The organism is Lactobacillus helveticus, from assembly GCF_046109915.1.
Lineage (GTDB): Bacteria > Bacillota > Bacilli > Lactobacillales > Lactobacillaceae > Lactobacillus > Lactobacillus helveticus.
Genome location: NZ_CP151471.1, coordinates 408,330 through 427,037 on the forward strand (window position 1 = coordinate 408,330; position 18,708 = coordinate 427,037).

General features: G+C 34.3%; 17 protein-coding genes and 3 pseudogenes. 14 read left to right on the forward strand and 6 right to left on the reverse strand.

What is annotated here, in order from left to right; genetic code table 11:
• Positions 1-51 precede the first annotated feature (51 nt).
• Positions 52-2,325, reverse strand: coding sequence for an HAD-IC family P-type ATPase (locus AADV52_RS02135; RefSeq protein WP_014918648.1), 2,274 nt, complete (start codon positions 2,323-2,325; stop codon positions 52-54).
• Between the two features lie 128 nt (positions 2,326-2,453).
• Between AADV52_RS02135 and AADV52_RS02140 the strand changes: the two genes are divergently transcribed.
• The 11 genes from AADV52_RS02140 to AADV52_RS02190 all read left to right on the forward strand — a co-directional run bounded on the left by AADV52_RS02140 (position 2,454) and on the right by AADV52_RS02190 (position 10,665).
• On the forward strand, positions 2,454-3,308 hold the full coding sequence (locus AADV52_RS02140; RefSeq protein WP_014918649.1) for a LysR family transcriptional regulator: 855 nt from the start codon (positions 2,454-2,456) through the stop codon (positions 3,306-3,308).
• A gap of 72 nt (positions 3,309-3,380) precedes the next feature.
• Positions 3,381-4,610: an arginine deiminase gene (gene arcA, locus AADV52_RS02145; protein WP_014918650.1), complete on the forward strand. Its 1,230-nt coding sequence runs from the start codon at positions 3,381-3,383 to the stop codon at positions 4,608-4,610.
• Between the two features lie 11 nt (positions 4,611-4,621).
• The gene (argF, locus tag AADV52_RS02150; RefSeq protein ID WP_014918651.1) at positions 4,622-5,662 is read left to right on the forward strand and encodes an ornithine carbamoyltransferase; all 1,041 of its coding nucleotides are present in this window, start codon (positions 4,622-4,624) and stop codon (positions 5,660-5,662) included.
• Positions 5,663-5,664: 2 nt separating this feature from the next.
• Positions 5,665-6,597 carry a carbamate kinase gene (arcC, locus tag AADV52_RS02155; RefSeq protein WP_014918652.1) on the forward strand — a complete coding sequence of 311 codons (933 nt, stop codon included), beginning with the start codon at positions 5,665-5,667 and terminating at the stop codon, positions 6,595-6,597.
• A 16-nt stretch (positions 6,598-6,613) separates the two neighbouring features.
• Complete coding sequence (gene citX, locus AADV52_RS02160) at positions 6,614-7,150, forward strand: citrate lyase holo-[acyl-carrier protein] synthase (RefSeq protein WP_014918653.1); 537 nt, start codon at positions 6,614-6,616, stop codon at positions 7,148-7,150.
• Between the two features lie 120 nt (positions 7,151-7,270).
• Positions 7,271-8,437 (forward strand): GNAT family N-acetyltransferase, encoded by a 1,167-nt coding sequence (gene eis, locus AADV52_RS02165; protein ID WP_014918654.1) that lies wholly within the window; start codon positions 7,271-7,273, stop codon positions 8,435-8,437.
• A gap of 15 nt (positions 8,438-8,452) precedes the next feature.
• Positions 8,453-8,614, forward strand: a complete 162-nt coding sequence (locus tag AADV52_RS02170; protein WP_014918655.1) for a hypothetical protein — start codon at positions 8,453-8,455, stop codon at positions 8,612-8,614.
• A 2-nt stretch (positions 8,615-8,616) separates the two neighbouring features.
• On the forward strand, positions 8,617-9,228 hold the full coding sequence (locus tag AADV52_RS02175) for a LysR family transcriptional regulator substrate-binding protein (RefSeq protein WP_014918656.1): 612 nt from the start codon (positions 8,617-8,619) through the stop codon (positions 9,226-9,228).
• A gap of 76 nt (positions 9,229-9,304) precedes the next feature.
• Positions 9,305-9,673, forward strand: a complete 369-nt coding sequence (locus AADV52_RS02180; RefSeq protein WP_227028469.1) for a hypothetical protein — start codon at positions 9,305-9,307, stop codon at positions 9,671-9,673.
• A gap of 28 nt (positions 9,674-9,701) precedes the next feature.
• Positions 9,702-9,842 (forward strand): hypothetical protein, encoded by a 141-nt coding sequence (locus AADV52_RS02185; RefSeq protein WP_227028470.1) that lies wholly within the window; start codon positions 9,702-9,704, stop codon positions 9,840-9,842.
• Between the two features lie 166 nt (positions 9,843-10,008).
• Entirely contained in the window at positions 10,009-10,665 is a 657-nt protein-coding gene (locus AADV52_RS02190; protein ID WP_014918657.1) for a putative quinol monooxygenase, read from the forward strand.
• 397 nt (positions 10,666-11,062) lie between these two features.
• Here AADV52_RS02190 and AADV52_RS02195 read toward each other — a convergent pair.
• Both AADV52_RS02195 and thrC read right to left on the reverse strand, forming a co-directional pair.
• A pseudogene (locus AADV52_RS02195) lies at positions 11,063-12,425 on the reverse strand (aspartate kinase).
• A 14-nt stretch (positions 12,426-12,439) separates the two neighbouring features.
• Positions 12,440-13,930, reverse strand: a complete 1,491-nt coding sequence (gene thrC, locus AADV52_RS02200; protein ID WP_014918658.1) for a threonine synthase — start codon at positions 13,928-13,930, stop codon at positions 12,440-12,442.
• Positions 13,931-14,071: 141 nt separating this feature from the next.
• Here thrC and AADV52_RS02205 point away from each other — a divergent pair, with 141 nt between their 5' ends.
• The 3 genes and pseudogenes from AADV52_RS02205 (at position 14,072) to thrB (ending at position 16,158) form a co-directional block, all read left to right on the forward strand.
• Entirely contained in the window at positions 14,072-14,899 is an 828-nt protein-coding gene (locus AADV52_RS02205) for a homoserine dehydrogenase (RefSeq protein ID WP_230856758.1), read from the forward strand.
• Positions 14,887-15,135 (forward strand): hypothetical protein, encoded by a 249-nt coding sequence (locus tag AADV52_RS02210; protein ID WP_014918660.1) that lies wholly within the window; start codon positions 14,887-14,889, stop codon positions 15,133-15,135. Before AADV52_RS02205 ends, AADV52_RS02210 begins: the two co-directional genes overlap by 13 nt.
• Before the next feature lie 153 nt (positions 15,136-15,288).
• Positions 15,289-16,158: pseudogene (thrB, locus tag AADV52_RS02215) on the forward strand (homoserine kinase).
• A 37-nt stretch (positions 16,159-16,195) separates the two neighbouring features.
• Here thrB and AADV52_RS02220 read toward each other — a convergent pair.
• From AADV52_RS02220 to AADV52_RS02230, 3 genes and pseudogenes are all read right to left on the reverse strand, one after another.
• Complete coding sequence (locus AADV52_RS02220) at positions 16,196-16,843, reverse strand: temperature-sensitive replication protein (protein ID WP_014918662.1); 648 nt, start codon at positions 16,841-16,843, stop codon at positions 16,196-16,198.
• Positions 16,844-16,992: 149 nt separating this feature from the next.
• Positions 16,993-17,871, reverse strand: a complete 879-nt coding sequence (locus tag AADV52_RS02225) for a YitT family protein (RefSeq protein ID WP_014918663.1) — start codon at positions 17,869-17,871, stop codon at positions 16,993-16,995.
• A gap of 177 nt (positions 17,872-18,048) precedes the next feature.
• Positions 18,049-18,671 (reverse strand): annotated as a pseudogene (locus AADV52_RS02230) (M23 family metallopeptidase).
• Between the last annotated feature and the right edge of the window lie 37 nt (positions 18,672-18,708).

Sequence of the window (18,708 nt, forward strand, 5' to 3'; positions counted from 1 at the left end):
AAAACTACATTACTACAATGTAGTTTTCAGAGTGTTTTTGTTTTAAGTTAATTATCTGTTTTTCATTACTGGTTGATAAATCAAATCAATAATAATTGCTGCAATTAATGCAACCACAACGGTAATTAATAAGTTTTGCCAACTAATTTGAGCCATTGCTAAACCGCATAAAGCTAAAATAAAGGTTAATGCGACATCGGCAATTTGAACAATACCTACAAGTTTAGATGGGTAATCTTGCCAGAAGTATTTACGAGTTCTAGTAATTAATACAATTAACATTGCACTTAGAACTAAGTAAACATAGACCATGGTAGAGATAGAATTGTGACTCCAGCCATGCATGGTGAGGAAGCTGACAAAAGCGATACCGATAACTGTCCAACCTGCAGCAAGAGAGAATGCGATTTTGGCTAACCTTGCCATATTCCAATTTTCTGGTTTGTAAGTAATATGGGTACGGTCCGTACCAATCATCATGGTAACCATGTTATTCATGATTGTGTAAATAACCATAGCATTTAATGCCATTGGAATATAGTTGAAGAAGAGATAGCCGAAGGTTAAAAGCATAGTTAATTCGGCGGTTCTGGCGAGCTTAGTAAGTGACCAAGTAGTCATTCGTTGATATACACGGTGACCAGCATCAAGAATTTTAACAATAGAGCTTAAGCCATCATCTAGAAGCACCATCTTACTTGAACGCTTGGCAACATCGGCAGCGTTAGAAACAGCAATACCAACTTCAGCTTGCTTTAAAGCAGGAGAGTCGTTAACACCATCACCAGTCATACCAACGATATAACCTTTTTCTTGGAAGAATTTAACCATCTTAAGTTTATCTTCAGGTAAAACATCGGCAATCCCTGCTAATTCATCAATATCGGTGCTTTCATCAAAGTCATGAATAGAGATAACGTTACCAGTTAAATCAACTTGTTCAGCGACTGCTGCGGCAGTTCTTTGATTATCACCAGTTAACATGATTGGACGTACGCCCCGTTTTTTAAGTTCTGCTAAAGCAGCCCTAGAGTCCTTTCTTACTTTATCTTGTAAAATAAATACTCCCGCAAGTTTGTCATCAATTAACACGGCAACTGAGCGTCCAGCTTTAAAATTGATGCCTTCAACTGCTTCATTTGCATTCTTATCGATTAATGAAAGTTGCTTAAATGAACCTAACTTAACATTGTGACCATCTACTTCAGCCATAGAATACCCAGTGTCAGAAGTAAATGGGGTAAAGTGTTCAACGTCCATGACAGGGATATTGTTTTCTTTTAAGTATTCATCAATGGCGATATCAATGATACCTGCATTACGCTTATCAGTTGCACTACCGGCTAAAGGAAGTACATCTTTATCTGGCAAATCGCTTAAATCGCTCCAACTAGCAACTGCAGTTTTGTTTTCAGTGATTGTTCCCGTCTTATCAAGTAAAAGCAAGTTTAAGTTAGCTGCATCTTGGATACCAGTTAAATCAGCTGTTAAGACGCCTTCTTTACTTAAACGGGTTGCTTCAAATGAATTGGACAATGCAAAGGTTGACGGCATCGCAACCGGAATTGAAGCGATGAACATCATGGCTAAGAATGGCAACATGTTGATAAACGTATCAAAATTACCACCCTTAAAGAATGAAGCAATGATAATAACTAAGGTAAGTACACCGTCAAGTAGGCAAAGGTAGTAAATAATCTTAGTTAAAAGTTGTTGCAAGTGACCAGGTGCAGCTGAATTGTTGATCAAGTTAATGGTCTTACCACTTCTTGAATCTTTACCAGTTGCAGTAACAATTGCTAATCCATCGCCTTCAACAACAGTAGTACCAGCATAAGCTGTGTCATCAATGTTCTTTTTAACGGGCTTGGATTCACCGGTAATTGAGCTTTCATCACAGGCGATCTTACCGCTAACCATTTTTACATCGGCTGCAAGTACATCCCCACGTTGAAGTGAGATTAAGTCGCCTCTAACTAATTGCTTAGAGTCAATTTTGATCCACTTACCATCGCGTTCTACAGCCACCTTAGGGGTTAGCTTATGTGAAATGGTATTTAATACCCGCCGTGACTGTTTCTTCTTGGATGCACCGTTAAAAGCCGCAAAAAGAAGCATCAACAAGACGAACAAAGATTGAATCCATTTGCCTAAGATACATTCGAGGATTAAGGCACCTTCTAGAATCCAGGCAGAAAGATTCCATAATTTTGATAGAAATTCCTTAAAAAAGTTGTATTCGGGTTCAGGTACTTCGTTTAACCCATCTTCTTTAAGTCTCTTATCTGCTTCGGCTTGAGTTAAGCCATGAAATTTTTCAGACATTTTATTCCCTCCAAATCTACCTTAATAAAGTAGCACATATGTTGTTTGAATGAAAATACTAAATTAAAATATAAGATATAGAAATTTTTAATAAGAGATACAACTAAAATAAAAAGGATAGATTATTAATGAATATTAAACAATTACGCTACTTTTTAGTAGTAGCCGAAGAAAAGCAAATCACTTCAGCAGCTAAAAGACTATACATTGCACAACCACCGCTGAGTTATCAATTAAAGCAACTAGAAAAAGAACTAGAAGCACAATTATTTAAGCGTACTGCTCATGGAATTGAATTAACAGATGCTGGACAAATTTTGCAGAGCTATGCTAGTGAAATTCTCTCTTTATCAGAAAGCGTGAAAAATCAGGTTCATAAAACTGTTTCAGGTGAACTAGGCACGATTGCAATAGGCATGGCTTCATCATCAACTGGACTAATTCCTATGAAAAGTTTTCAAGATTTAACTAAGTTTTATCCGGAAATCAACTTTGATATTTATGAAGATAATACCTTTGGCATTATCGATAAATTGGAAAAGAAGACAATCGATCTAGGAACTGTGCGTACGCCTTATAATCGTAATGGCTTAAATGCAAAAACTTTAACTACTGAAAGAATGATGGCAGTTACTGTTGATCCCAAATTTAAGGATAAGACGGAATTAAGGATTAAAGATCTAAATGAGCAGCCCCTCATTATTTATCGAAGATTTGAAGAAATTTTTAACCAGACTTTTGCTCATCATGGGATTAAGCCGTTTTATGCTGTTAAATGTGATGATTCTAGAACAGCGATTACTTGGGCGAAGAGAAAAATGGGGATTGCTCTTGTTCCTGAATCTATTGCTTCTACGTATGCACCTGATGATCTTATTCCTATTAAACATAGTAATTGGATTACGCATTTGCAATTAGTGTGGCGCAAGGATCAAAAGGTGACGCCTTTAATGAAAAGAATAATAGATTCACTAAGCCGTTAAGATTGTAACTTCTACCTAATTGATCCATAATTATTGTAAACGGATACATAATTTGAATTAGGAGGCGCTATAATGACTGACTTAATTCATGTTTATTCCGAAATTGGCAAATTAGAAACAGTTATGCTGCATCGACCAGGAAGAGAATTAGAAAATCTTTCACCGGATATCTTAAATCGAATGTTAATTGACGATATTCCATATTTAAAAATAGCTCAAAAAGAGCATGACTATTTTGCCCACACTTTGGAAAAACAGGGAGTTCATGTCGTTTATTTAGAAGATTTATTAGCTCAGTCTTTGACTAATGAAGATGTCCGTACAAAATTTGTAGATCAATTATTAGAAGAATCCAATATAAAAAAAGAAGATCCATTGCATCAATTACTGATGGACTATTTAATAGCAATGCCAGTAAATGAAATGGTTAAGCAAATAATTGCTGGTATTAGAAAAAATGAAATACAAAATGCAACTCCTTCATTAGCCGATCTAGCTGAAGATCCAGATTATCCATTTTATTTGGATCCAATGCCAAATGTATATTTTACTCGTGATCAACAAGCAGCTATTGGTAATGGCATGACTATTAATAGAATGACGTTTAGAGCTAGAAGACGTGAGTCATTATTTATGGAAACCGTTTTAAAGCATCATCCCGACTTTAAAAATGCCAATATTCCTATTTGGCGTGATCGTTACACTCATGGACGTTTAGAAGGTGGCGATGAGCTGATTTTAAACAATCATGTTTTAGCAATCGGTATTTCTCAAAGAACTTCCGCTGCCGCAATCACTGACCTTGCTCATAGCCTGTTTGGTCATTCTAGTTATGACACAATTTTAGCAATTAAAATACCACATAATCATGCCATGATGCATCTGGATACAGTCTTTACAATGATTAATTATGATCAGTTTACCGTTCATCCTTTTATTTTAGACAAATCAGGAAAGATTGATATTTATGTTTTAGAGCAAGATGATCATGATGAGATTAAAATTACCCCAGAAACTGATTTGATCAAAGTGTTAAAGAATTATTTGCACTTATCGGAGATTGACCTAATTCCAACCGGAGGTGGGGATGCAATTGCAGCCCCAAGAGAGCAGTGGAATGATGGCTCGAATACTTTGGCTATTGCGCCAGGTGAAGTCGTTACATATGATCGTAATTATGTATCAAATGATTTGTTAAGAAAGCATGGCATTTTAGTTCATGAAATTCATTCAAGTGAGCTTTCTCGTGGCCGTGGAGGTCCAAGATGTATGTCATGTCCACTTGTTCGTGAAGATTTGTAAGAGGCGTTAAAATGAAATATTTACAAAATGTGTTTCAAGGCAGAAGTTTATTAAAATGCAAAGACTATACTCCAGCGGAGCTTAACTATCTAATTGATTTCGCACTTCATTTGAAGGAACTAAAGAAAGAAAATATTCCGCATGAATATTTAAAAGGAAAGAATATAGCTCTTTTATTTGAAAAATCTTCAACAAGAACACGTTCAGCCTTTGTAGTTGCATGCAATGATTTAGGCGCAAATCCTGAATATATGGGTGCTGGTGAAATTCATTTAGGTAAAAAGGAAAGTATTGAAGATACTGCAAAGGTTTTGGGCAGTATGTTTGACGGCATTGAATATCGCGGTTTTGCTCAAAAAGATGTAGAAGATTTGGCTAAATATTCTGGTGTCCCTGTTTGGAATGGTTTAACAGATAAATGGCATCCGACCCAAATGTTGGCTGACTTTATGACTATTAAAGAAAAGTTTGGACATTTAAAGGGACTTACTTTAGCTTATGTAGGCGATGGACGTGATAATGTTGCCAACAGTCTTTTAGTGGCTGGCAGCATGCTTGGAGTTAATGTACACATAGTTACGCCAAAGCCTTTATTCACTCACCCTGATGTACAAAAAATTGCAGAAGGTTTTGCCAAAGATTCTGGATCAAGAAATTTGATTACTGATGACATTGAACAAGGCGTTAAAGGTGCAAATATTATTTATACTGATGTCTGGGTATCAATGGGTGAAAATGACTGGAGTGAGAGAATCAAATTGTTAAAGCCTTACACGGTTACAATGAAGATGATGTATATGACAGGCACCCCGGATGATCAACTAATCTTTATGCACTGTTTGCCTGCGTTTCATGATCGCACTACTAAAGTTGGCGAAGAAATTTATGAAAAATATGGTCTAAGTGAAATGGAAGTTACAGATGAAGTCTTTAACTCTCAATACGCTTGGCAATTTACTGAAGCGGAAAATAGATTGCATTCTATCAAAGCAATAATGGCCGCTACTTTGGGCAATTTGTTTATTCCGTCAGTTGATGAAGGAAGTAAATAAAGATGAAAAGAATAGTTGTAGCTTTGGGTGGCAATGCTATTGAAGCGGGTGATAATAGTGCAGCTGCCCAAGAAAAGCATGTTGGAAAGACAATGAAGGTTGTTGCTAAAATGATTGAAAATGGTGATCAGGTAGCGATTGTTCATGGTAATGGCCCGCAGGTTGGTAATTTGCTTTTGCAACAATACAAAGGTTCAAGTAAAGATAATCCCGCTATGCCGCTTGATACAGTAGTAGCAATGACTCAAGGCAGTATCGGCTATTGGATGCAAAAGGCCTTAGACGATCAATTTAAACATACAAATTATCCATATCAAGCTGTTGCTTTAATTACTCAGATAATAGTTAATGCGAATGATCCAGCTTTTAAGAATCCAACTAAACCAATTGGCCCATTTTATACATTTAACGAAATGCAGAAGCAAAAAATCTATCATCCTGAATATACTTATAAGCAAGATGCAGGTCGAGGCTATCGTCAAGTAGTTTCTTCTCCAAAGCCCGTTAAAATTATTAATGCACCAGTCATTGACACTTTACTAAAGAGCAAGTTTGTTCCTATTGCTGCCGGAGGTGGTGGAATTCCTGTTGTAGTGAAAGACGATAGTTTGCAAGGCGTAGCAGGAGTAATTGATAAAGACTTCAGTGCCGCAAAACTAGCTGAAGATATTCAAGCAGATGAACTAGTTATTCTAACTACTGTTGACAATGCCTACGTGAACTATAATCAACCTGATCAAGCTCCTATTGGAAAAATAAAGATTGATCAATTAAAGAATTATCTAGAAGCTGGCCAATTTGCCGCAGGCAGCATGAAGCCAAAAATTGAAGCTGTCATTGATTTCGTAGAGAAAAAAGGAAAGACTGCAATTATTACTTCTTTAAGAAATGCAAGTAAACTTGATGATGGAGTAGGTACAATCGTTTATAATTAACTGCGGTGAGATATAAATGAACATTTTTCAAGAAGGAAATCCGCAAAATATTGCTCAGGTATTAGCTGGAAAAGATTATCGTGTAGCTTTGCAGCAAGCTATTTTTAAAAAGTATCCTGATGCGACTTTGGTTGATATAAACTTAAATATCCCGGGGCCAATTAAAAATAATCGATATTTAATCAAATTATTTGATTACGGAATTAAACAATTAGAAGAAATATGGCAGAATAAGGGATATGACTATAAATTAGTAAAAGCATTAAATAATGATGCTGGATGTGAAAATTTCTATGTTTTGCGAGAATCTAGCAAAGTAGTTAAATTATCTACAATTTTATTTGAAGAAAATAATAAAATAGGACGATTATTTGATGCCGATGTATTAATTAAAGGGAAAACTGCACTTTCACGCCAAGAGCTTGAATACTCTAGTCGCCGCTGCTATTTATGCAATCGCCCTGCTAAAGAGTGTGCTCGATCACGGCGACACTCAGTAGAAGAGATGCAAAGATACATTTCTAGTTTATATGCGAAGTATGTAAATAATTAAAACGGGATGGGAGGCTAATCATTCCGTTTTTTCATTTAAATCTTAAAAAAAGCTAACGAAAAATACATAAAATGTTCTAAAATATAAGTAAAGTTATGAATATATATTGTAAGGAAAACTATGAAATTAAAGAAAAACCAAGACAATTTAAAACAAATTGCTTCATTGATTGAATATGCTTTTTTAAAAGATTTTGATTTGACTACAGATAGTAACTTTATGACCCGATATGATCATAGTGATGGATATGGATATTTTGATCAAGAAAAATTGACCAGCTATATGATGGTCAATAAGTTTAAAGCTGAGATATTTGGTCATCATGTTCCATTGGCAGGTATTGGTTATGTGGCATCATATCCTGAATACAGAGGACGTGGACATATATCTAAATTAATGAAAGAAATTCTTTTTGATTTGCATGATCAAAAAATCCTAGTTGCAAATCTAGCTCCATTTTCAGAAAATTTTTATCGTCATTATGGTTTTAGCAATAGTATTTACCAAAAAGAATATAGCTTTTCGGGGGCTGCACTTGCTTCTTTCAGATTACCACGCAAAGGTAAGATAATTCGTGGAAAATGGAATGATTTGATTGTTCAAAATGGTGTGATTCAATTATATGAACGTCAGTTGCATACTGATGATGAAAGAAATACGATCATCAGAGAAGCTTGGTGGTGGAATAGATTAGATGATTATTATCATCATCGAGAGATTGCTGTTTACTTCGATGAAGCTGGTCGGCCGATGAGCTACTTGATTTATCGCATAATTGATAACTGTTTTATGGCTGATGAATTATATTCAATTACGCCTCAAGGATTATTAAGCATATTAGGCTTTATGGCAGCTCATATAGGGTCAATTAAAGAGTTTTGTATGACATTGCCTGAGAAGTCTTTATTGGCTGAACTTTTTCCAGAGCAAAATGAATTGGATATTCAACTTCATCCATATATGATGAGTAGAATTATTGATTTCCAAAAAATCTTGTCATGCATGCGCCCATTGCAAGAGGGTACTTTTAACATCGAAGTTAATTATGATGATCAGTGTCCATGGAATATTGGCGTTTGGCAATTAACTAATTATGATCACCAAGTTAAGTGTGAACGAAAAGAAGATGAACTAGTTGATTTCTCTGGTCCAATTACAACATGGACTCAAATCTTATTAGGACGTTTAACTATGGAATCCGCAATTAAACTTGGTTTGATCACAGATTATCGAATTAAAAAGTTGGACTTTATAAAAGGTAAAGTCTCATTTTATGATTATTTTTAGAAGAAGGTATCTAAAATGAGTAAGCAAAAGAAAGTTAGATTACTAAAATTTTTAAGCGTGGTAGTTAGTGGAATAAATGTGGTTATTTCGCTATTGATTATGCTCAACAAATATCAAATTAGAAAAGATAAAAAACAAATAGCAGATGAAGGTCATGCCCCATTGGATGAAAATTAACTATGAAAAAATTGAGAATAGCATACTTTAACCAACTTGGTAGAAGACAATTAGATCGAATTGTAGACCAATTTAAGCAAAAACATTCTGATGTAGAAATTGAATTAATTGGAATGGGACACGATGAAGCTTTTGATAAATTAGCCAAAAATGAAGTTGATTTAGCGATTAGTGATTTGCGCGATGATCAGCTCGATTTTAAGAAGGAAATCTTAGGTCAGGAAGCAGTAATGGCTATTTTGCAAAAGGGTAGTTATCCTAGCGGTGTTCAGATGATCAATAAAGATGATCTAGCTGATTTAACCTGTTTTATTGTAGCTATAGCTAAGCCTGAAGAAGAGGCTGCAGAACTCCATTTATTTAAAGATATTTATCAGATTAGAAGCCCATTCATTGCTTCAAATTCCGTAGAAGAGGCAGCATTGTTAGTAGCTTCTGGATCAGGATATTTTTTAATGAATGAAGCAACCGCCAGTTTAATTAGTAATGATACTTTACAACGATTGTTTTTATTGTCTAATGGACAACAAATGTGGCAAAAGATTGCAGCTTTTTATACCAATGAAGATGCAGTAATTAAAGATTTTATTTTGTTAGCTAAAAAAGTATATTAATCTATCTTGGAACAGCAAAATACTGTAAAATTAATAATGAAAGCGAATCCATAATTTTACAACTGGAGATGATTTTATGCTAGAGAGAAAATTATTGCCTTTGTCAGCCATGGTACTGGCTTTAGGCTTGAGCGGATTAACAACGCATGTAAAGGCGGCTGACACCACTTATGGTAACGGAGCGGTTGTGACTGTGCCTAAGAAGATGCAGGGTACATGGTACTCATATGATAGTAATGCACATAGTGGTAGAAAAATTACTTTTACTGCGCATACGGTTAATGGAAAAATCATTTACACTCAAGACAAATCAATTATTAGCGATTACTTTAATGGCAATATTCAAGATCAGGCTGGTTTTGATCGAGCTACCAAAAATTGGATGTCAGGTCAAACAACTAAGATGAAAAATAATCTATTTTATGAGATTAAATCCATGGATTAGTTTTGAAAATTGGAGTCTATATAGAGTAATGCCTCAAAAGATTAATGGTAAAAAGCATAATGTTTTACTGTATTCAAGTAGATACGATGGCGGCAATTACTATAGAAGCAAGAAATTGGCTAAACAAATGAAAAATTATAAGTTTAAAAAGGTAGACTATCATTTGTAAAATCTAATATAGAAGAAAAGCTTCAATCAATCTTTAAAGAATTGATTGAAGTTTTTTGTTAAAAAAACTTCAAATTATAGAAATTATGTTAAGTTGATTTTGGCAGTAACTTTTTTGAAAAAATAGTTTATAATATCAATAAAAATTAATTTGGTAGGAATAAAAAATGAGATTAGAGAATGCACCTGTTTTAAATTTATTTAGATTAGAAATAAATCCTGAAAAGCAAGAAATATATACTCAAAAAGTGGAAAAGTATATGTTAAATGCAAAGAATGCATTATTTATGCAGAGCGGTCATGAAGATCAAAGGGAATATAAAAACTACTTGATAGAAAGTTATCAAAATGACGATGCTTATCAAAAACATGAGTCTTTAAGTCAAGTCCAGCAATTTGAACGTGATCTGAAAGATATTGTAAATAGTCAAGTTAAAGTAAAATTATATCCTGAATTTATTTCAACTAAGCCAGAAAAGTTAGCTATTACGCACGATAATCAATATGTGGTTTATTTAATTGAAATTGGTGTGCAGTTGGGTAAGGGCGATGAATTCGCCAATGCCGTAATGAAAGAAATGAAAACTGCGGTTGAAAAAGAAGACGGCATCTTGGCAATGATTGCTGGTACTATTATGAATCAACCGAATGAATGGTTTTCATTAGAAGTATACAAAACTGAAGAAACATACGAGGAATATCATAAGACTAAACACTTCAAAAAATATCTAGAAGCTACCAAGTATGTGGTAGAAAGTAAAGGTCTTCACCTACTTAAACCTGATTGTATAATGGATCAAGGAGAAATTTTCTATCGACCATAAGAAAAAGCAAGTTATTTAGTTGAAAAATAACTTGCTTTTTGAATTATTTGCAATTGTTTCGATTCTTTACTTTAATAGGGAGAGGCTTATTAACTAACGTAGAGCTGATAGCCATGATTCCTGCAGTTGCTAAGGCAACTGTAATGAGTATTAATTTAATCAAATTCATTTTCCTTTCGATAAGTTATATATAATCTAACAATTAAATCTTAAGAATTTGTATTGAAAAATTAATAGAATGATTAAGAATAAAGCTATGCAAGATTAAATTTACCAAGTAAAATTATATTAGAGTCAAGTCTAATGTAATCCCTGAGCCAATTAATTTATTAAAGTAAGTTAATTGGCTTTTTTTGTATGAAAATATAAAGCAATTACGTAATTATGATTATGTAAACTAATCTTCAGCGATGAAGTTGTCATAAATAGTCTTAATCACTGTTTCTTCATCTTTACGTCTAGTCCCAATCATAATTGATATCTGTGAGGCACCTTGGTTGATCATCTGAATAGAGATGTCTTTTTTACCAAGAGGGTAGAGAAGACTGGCACAAAGGGTCAATTTGTCCTTCATCCCTTCACGCACGACCATTGTAATAGCGTAATCATCTATCCATTGCATTTGATCTGGATTTAAACTAGTTTGGATTTCATTACAGATAACGTCAATTAATTGGTCATTTAATGCATCTTTCTTAAAAATTACAGTTAGATCATCAATACCAGACGGCATGTGCTCATAAGATACATGATGACGATTGAAAATTTCCATTAGCTTTAGTGTGAAACCAGCACCTTTGTTCAACATATATTTTCTCAAATAAAGTGCTGCAAAGTTCTTGCCTCCAGCAATACCAGTTATTGTTTTCTTAGCCGTAAAACCTTCCTCTGGCACAATTAAAGTGCCAGGTTTTTCCGGAGCATTCGTGTTTTTAACGTTAACTGGAATTTCACCTTGGATGGCGGGAATTAGCGCTTCATCATGAAAAACGGAAAAGCCAGCATATGATAGTTCTCGCATTTCTTGGTAGGTCATTTTCTTAATAGGCTTGGGATGATCGATGATGTGGGGATTGGCAGAAAAAAATAGCGTCAACATCAGTAAAGTTTTCATATAAGTTAGCGTTAAATCCGCGAGCTAGAATAGCACCAGTAATATCAGAACCACCTCGTGAAAATGTAGCAATATGTGCTGATGGAGTAATACCGTAAAAACCTGGAAAGATAATGCGCTCATCTTTATTTAGTTTGATACGTTTTAAATTAACGTATGTCTCAGGATTGACTTCAGCATTATTAGGGGTTCCAGTAACTATTAAGCCCACATCTTTAGGCTCCAAAAAACGCGTTTTGATGCCTTGATGATTAAGAATTTTAGTAATTAGCATGGCGTTTAAGCGTTCACCATGTGCCTTAAAGGTAGCCATTCTATAATCAGCATTCGGATAATCAAGTTTAGGTAAAGTTAATAATAGGCGTTTAATTTCGCTTAGTTCTTTTTCATGTAAATTGAAATATTGAGTAACTAGTTCATAGCGTTTGAAAATTTTATTAACAATATCATCGTAATTGTTACTTCTTAAACTAGCATATGCGTATGTAATCAGTAAATCAGTTACTTTGATATCATCATCGGTTCGTTTACCAGGCGCAGAAACTACAATTACTTGACGTTATGCATCAGCTTTAATGATCTTTAACGCTTTATCAACGTTGTTTCCTGTAGCAAGTGATGAACCACCAAATTTTAAAACTTTCATATTTTTCCCTCGAATTATTTTAAGTCTAAAATTGAGCTAATTACTATTTCCATATTTTGTGGATCGATTACTTTTTCCAAGCCGGGTTTACGATCAAATAAGGTCCGCACTCCAATTGATAATTGACCACCTAATTCCTCATGGAGCTTCTTGATAGCTGCAACTCCTGTTTGAGGGCACACGCGACCAGTTACTGCTTCATATACTGTTTCTGGGAATTTATATGGACTAGCAGTTGATACAATTACCATAGGCGTTGTATCACCGGTCTTTTCTTGATATTGGTGAGCAACATAAGAACCAACCGCAGTATGGGGATCAATTAAGTAACGGTCATAATTATAGATGCGATTGATTTCTTTAATAACTTGTCTTTCTGTTGCAAAATCAGCGGCAAAGATTTCTTGAAGTTTGGCGTGAACTTCATCACTGATTTGATAGTGGCCCCGTTGAGTCAGTTGATTCATCAAGCTGCTAATTTGTTTGTAGTCATTATCGTAAAGATCAAACAAGAGCCGTTCAAGATTGTTAGAAACCAAGATATCCATTGCAGGTGCGTTGGTTAAATGGAATTTGCGACGACGGTCATATTCACCATTTTTAAAGAAATCGGTAAGAACATTGTTTTCATTTGAAGCACAAATTAATTTTTTAATTGGTAATCCTAACTTTTTGGCATAGTAGCCAGCTAAAATATCCCCAAAATTACCTGTAGGTACAGAAAAGTTAATTTCATTGCCTAATTTGATTTCTTGTCTTCGCACTAATTGACCGTATGTGTAAAGATAATAAGAAATTTGAGGGACAAGTCGACCAATGTTCATTGAATTAGCAGAGGAGAATTGATAGCCGTTTTTATTTAATAAAGTTTTAAATTTCTCATCGTTGAAAATTTTCTTTACTTCGGTTTGGGCATCGTCAAAGTTCCCTTTAATAGCAATTGCTTGTAAATTGTCGCCATGCTGACTGAGCATTTGACGAAGCTGTACTGGACTAACATCGCCTTCTGGATAGAAGACAATCACGCTAGTGCATTTTTGATTAGCAAATCCGCGCATGGAAGCTGTACCTGTATCTCCAGAAGTAGCAGTCAAGATGATAATATTGCGATCAATTTTTTCAATTTGTACAGCTCGAGTCATTAATTGGGGCAAGATTTGTAAAGCAATATCTTTAAAAGCAAGAGTTGGTCCGTGGAATAATTCCATGTAGAAATTATGATCATGCTTTTCAATAGGGACAATGCTGCGGTAGTCCCATTGTTCACTATATGCGTTAAGTACAGCGCTTTGTATTTGTTCTTTAGAATAATCATTAAAAAATAAGCTAATTACCATTGCGGCTATCTGTTTATAAGATAATTTTGGTAAATCTTCTAATTTAAAATTAGCCTTAGGAAAATCCAGTGGAACATATAATCCACCATCAGGAGCTAATCCCTGAATAATAGCAGCAGCTGAATTTAAAGTATTTTCTTTTGAACCTCGAGTACTACGATATTTCATAAAGCATCTTCCTATTCTTAAGTCTTAATTAATATATAAAACATTGTAACTTGTTTTTACCATATGTTACAATCATAAAAATAAGAAAATAATTAAAAAGAGGGATAGATAAAGATAACAGTTAAAATAGCATTACTTGGATTGGGAACTGTAGGTTCTGGTGTTTTAAACATTATAAAAAAGAATAATGGAAAAATTGAACAAACAAATGGGCAAACGATTGTCGTTAAAAAAGCCCTCGTGCGAAATCTGCAAAAGTATCAAGAACTTGCAGAAAAGGTAAGTTTGACTACTGATTTTAATGAGATTTTAAGTGATCCTGAGATTAAAATTGTGACGGAAGTGATGGGCGGCCTTCATCCCGCAAAAGAATACATTAGTGAGGCATTAAGTGCTGGTAAAAATGTAATAACTGCTAATAAGGATTTAATGACTGTTTTTGGATCAGAATTGATTAAATTAGCTCAAGATAATCATTGCGATTTAATGTATAATGCCAGTGTTGCCGGAGGCATACCAATTTTACGCACATTAAGCGATTCTTATGTAGGAGATCATATTTTAGAAATTCAAGGCATTGTGAATGGTACAACTAATTATATTTTATCGCAAATGGATGAAAAAGGTTTAAGCTATGCTGCGGCTTTAAAGCGTGCCCAAGAATTAGGCTTTGCGGAGGCAGATCCTACTAATGATGTGACTGGCAAAGATGCTGCCTATAAAATGATCTTATTGTGTCAATTTGCTTTTGGCGTGCATATTAAGCTTAGTGATTTTTCTGTTCAAGGGATCAATCATTTGCAAGGCTTCGACTTACAGCAAGCTAAGAAATTAAGTTATACGATTAAATTAATCGGTATTGCTAAAAAGATAGCAGATCAATTGTTTATAGAAGTTGCTCCTTGTCTTTTATCTAATGATGCATTAATGGCCAATATAAAAAATGAAATTATGCTTTGCAAATTGTAAGTGAAAATTTAGGGACAGCACTTCTAACTGGACCGGGAGCTGGTAGTTTAGCAACTGCTAACTCAGTTATGAATGATATTGTTAGTAAGGTAAGAAATTTCGCTCATAAAAATACTGGTCAATTATTTAATCGCTTTTCTAATGAAGATTCTTTAGACATTACAAAAGACGTTAAATATCCATATTACTTGTCATTTGCTCAAGAAAAAAATAGCTCATTTGAGTCAAATTTTTGATGAATTAGGGATAGAAATTCAAGAATTAAAACAAATAGAGGATAGAACGATCGTAATAACTAAGGCAATTACTCGTTGACAATTAGAAAAAATGACAACTACCGGTGTAAAAATACTGGCCAGCTATAAGATTTTATAATGGAGGAGTTAACAATGATTATTAAGGTACCAGCTTCAACTGCTAATCTAGGACCAGGTTTTGATTCTTTAGGTATGGGCTGTATCGCTTTATTTGGAAGTTGAAGTATTAAATATTTCTGATCGTTTTCAAGTAGATCATGTTATGCCCGATATTCCACATGATGAAAATAATTTAATTGTAAAAACAGCGTTAACAGTTTATCCAGGGTTGCCACCTCTGCATTTACAAGTAAAAAGCAATATTCCGTTAGCACATGGCTTAGGAAGTAGTTCTAGTGCGATTGCTGCAGGGATTGAGTTAGCTAATCATTTTGGTAAATTAAATTTATCAGATAAAGAAAAGGTAAAAATTGGAACTAAAATTGAAGGACATTCCAATAATATTGCACCAACAATTTTAGGTGGTTTAATTGTTGGTACCGAGATTGACAATCATTTTGATACCATTAAAGCGCCATTGCCCGATTTTTCTTTAGGTAGCTTATGCACCGGAATATAATTTGCCTACGAAGAAATCTCGCAATGTGTTGCCTGCACAACTGGATTTAAAAAACTGCAACCCATGGTTCAGCTATTGCCAACACTTTAGTAGCTAGTTTATTTGCTAAAAATTATCAGATGGCAGGTGAACTTGTTGAGAAAGATGCTTTTCATGAAAAGTATCGAGAACAATTAGTTCCAGAGCTTTTGCTTGTACGTGAAGTAGCACATCAAAAACATGCTTTAGCAACGTATTTAAGTGGTGCAGGTTCAACAATTGTGACTTGGATTGAAGGCGAGCACGTAAATGGCTTCTTATCTGGTTTAAGAAAACATGGATTAAAGGATCAAACCTTAATACTTAAGCCTGATAATAATGGAGTGCAAATAATTGAAGATTAATAAAATGACCTTGATTTTAGTCAATCAAGGTCATTTTTTAATTATCGAAAGTTTCAGTAAATGAATCACCATCAACCAGTACTCTTTTTGCATTAACAGCGTACCAGTAAGGAATAATTTCAGTATTATCTTCCTCTTCCAATTCGCAGTCAGCTATATCTAGCACTTCTTCTAATTTGTTTTTTGGAACTTGAGGATAAAGTTTAAGAAAAGCTTCTTTTGTCATGCCATTTTTCTTGAAGCCGCTATTTGGATAATTATCTATTGCAATATCTTGAAAATCAGATAAATCATACCGAGGTTTAAAATCTTCATCGAAATATTTTATTTCAATGTTTTCAATTTCCATAAAAGCACCTAGTTGATTTGCCATGTGTGGCAACTTATTAGCTAACTGTTCAATTGTATAGCCATTTGTTGCCACCTCTGCTTGTTTATTATGCTGATTGAGCCAAGCTGCCCGAACAGTATGAGCATCGCTGCGTTTCAGAATAATATTTTTAACTCTTTTAATTAAATCTTCGTGTTTTTTAACAGCTTTTTGCCACTCAATTCGACTAGGATATAACTGCCTGTAACTAACAGGGAAGGGACGATTAATAATATTGAAAATGAAGTTAAGTTTATCAGTAGAATATGAGTCTAATTCATTTTCTAGCCAAACTAATTGATAATATGAGCTCATCAAAACCCGCCTTTCTATCTAAGTTAGATTATAAACTTTAATTAAATGGAGGAGCAGAAAAGGAGCAAAATTTTGAAAAAATTGAACAAATAAAAATAAGCTTCTATTGGTGAAATATAACCAATAGAAGCTTATTAACAAATTTATACCTAAACAATTTCCTGTTCCTTGAAACGGCCATAGACCTTCTCAACTTCGCTTACACTCATGAATGCATAGGGATCTGCTTTTTGAACGATCTGATGAATGTCATACATATCGTAACGATCGATGATAGTGATCAAAACAGTCTTTTCAATATGGCTGTAAGCACCTTCGGCATCATGCAAAATAGTAATACCGCGGTGCATTCGGTTTTGAATGCCATCAATAATGTGCTGGGGATGCTGAGTAACAATCATTACCTGCATCTTTTGGTGTTGTGTATAAACTGCGTCAATTACTCGACCATTGATAAAGATAGTTAATGCAGAATATAAAGCACGTGTCCAACCAAACATGCAACCAGCAGCGGCAATAATAATCAGATTAATAAAAATATTAAATTTACCGTAGCTGATACCGGTTTTTTGTCTAATAACAATGCCGATAATATCTAAACCGCCAGTTGAAATACCATTTTTTAACGCCAAACCTGTGCCGATACCATTAATTGAAGCACCAAAGATGGCACAAACAAGTGGGTCTAGACGCATTTGCCATGGTTGAATCCAATGCATCATGAACGAACCCAGAACAACAGCAACGATAGTGAAAAATGTGAATTTATGACCGATTTTGAACCAAGCCAGAATAAACAAAGGGAAGTTCAATATAAAGTACATAAACGATGTCGTTAGCGTAAAGGGAAGATAACGTTCACTAACGGTGTTAATTAACTGGGCGAATCCTGTGATACCGGATGAGTACATATGTCCGGGTGTCCAGAAAAAATTTAACGCGATAGCAACAGCAATTGAATAAAAGAAGGCGGCAGATAATTTTGAAAGAAAATTATAGCGTCGGTTAAATTTATCTAATTGATCCATTTATTGTCCTTTTTAGTTGCTACAAAAGTTAATGCAGAAATTTTGTAAAAAATGTGCAACGCTTGAGCAACGAAATTATTTATTAATGAATAACATACTAAGTTTAACAAAACTTGTATTAATGACCAATAAAAAATTCCTATACTAGAAATTTTACTTTCGATATCTTAAATTATGTTAAGTAACTTTTTTGCTATTATAATATTTTTTAATTACATTAATCGAATTAAGCCAAGTGCGGTTATCAACATTCCAGTTTTTGCATGGGAAACCATGTTTATTAATATAATCTTTGGTCGTCTTAGTTAATCCTAAATGTAAATGAGAGCTGGTCATTTTACCGATCTTTTGACCAGTTTTTACGTAAATATCTTTCTTCTTGGTAAATCCTTCTTGATAAACTTCAACATATTTATCAGGACTGACAAACCAAATAAACCATCCTAAACCGCTGCCGTAAGCGACTTTTTTAACTGTACCTGCATGAATGGCATAAACAGTAGAACGACCAACTTCAGAATAACCAAAGTCCCAGCCGTCGTGGAAATAAGAAGGCGGATTAGAAGAACGCAAATAATTTGTCATACCAAAAGTTTGGGCCTTGAACATTGGACGCACGCCGTGTTTTTCACAAGCTTTAAATGGATAGCACCATTTATATATCTTCTTTTTTTTAACATTTTCTGTAGTGACAGCAAGAGAAGAATCCTCCATTGTGTCTGCTGAACATTTGCAATATTAAAACTGGAACTTACTAAAACTGTCCCCAATAAAGTAATAATTGTTTTACGAAATCTCATCTATAGCGTATTTCAGGTTGTGCCTGATTTCTTCCTC

Bases quoted from the DNA above. Each gene is read 5' to 3' on its own strand.
- AADV52_RS02220 (WP_014918662.1), bottom strand. From the start codon at position 16,843: ATGAGCTCATATTATCAATTAGTTTGGCTAGAAAATGAATTAGACTCA.
- eis (WP_014918654.1), top strand. From the start codon at position 7,271: ATGAAATTAAAGAAAAACCAAGACAATTTAAAACAAATTGCTTCATTG.
- AADV52_RS02140 (WP_014918649.1), top strand. From the start codon at position 2,454: ATGAATATTAAACAATTACGCTACTTTTTAGTAGTAGCCGAAGAAAAG.
- AADV52_RS02135 (WP_014918648.1), bottom strand. From the start codon at position 2,325: ATGTCTGAAAAATTTCATGGCTTAACTCAAGCCGAAGCAGATAAGAGA.
- thrC (WP_014918658.1), bottom strand. From the start codon at position 13,930: ATGAAATATCGTAGTACTCGAGGTTCAAAAGAAAATACTTTAAATTCA.
- AADV52_RS02190 (WP_014918657.1), top strand. From the start codon at position 10,009: ATGAGATTAGAGAATGCACCTGTTTTAAATTTATTTAGATTAGAAATA.
- AADV52_RS02225 (WP_014918663.1), bottom strand. From the start codon at position 17,871: ATGGATCAATTAGATAAATTTAACCGACGCTATAATTTTCTTTCAAAA.
- AADV52_RS02185 (WP_227028470.1), top strand. From the start codon at position 9,702: ATGCCTCAAAAGATTAATGGTAAAAAGCATAATGTTTTACTGTATTCA.
- arcA (WP_014918650.1), top strand. From the start codon at position 3,381: ATGACTGACTTAATTCATGTTTATTCCGAAATTGGCAAATTAGAAACA.
- argF (WP_014918651.1), top strand. From the start codon at position 4,622: ATGAAATATTTACAAAATGTGTTTCAAGGCAGAAGTTTATTAAAATGC.
- AADV52_RS02175 (WP_014918656.1), top strand. From the start codon at position 8,617: ATGAAAAAATTGAGAATAGCATACTTTAACCAACTTGGTAGAAGACAA.
- AADV52_RS02170 (WP_014918655.1), top strand. From the start codon at position 8,453: ATGAGTAAGCAAAAGAAAGTTAGATTACTAAAATTTTTAAGCGTGGTA.
- AADV52_RS02180 (WP_227028469.1), top strand. From the start codon at position 9,305: ATGCTAGAGAGAAAATTATTGCCTTTGTCAGCCATGGTACTGGCTTTA.
- arcC (WP_014918652.1), top strand. From the start codon at position 5,665: ATGAAAAGAATAGTTGTAGCTTTGGGTGGCAATGCTATTGAAGCGGGT.
- citX (WP_014918653.1), top strand. From the start codon at position 6,614: ATGAACATTTTTCAAGAAGGAAATCCGCAAAATATTGCTCAGGTATTA.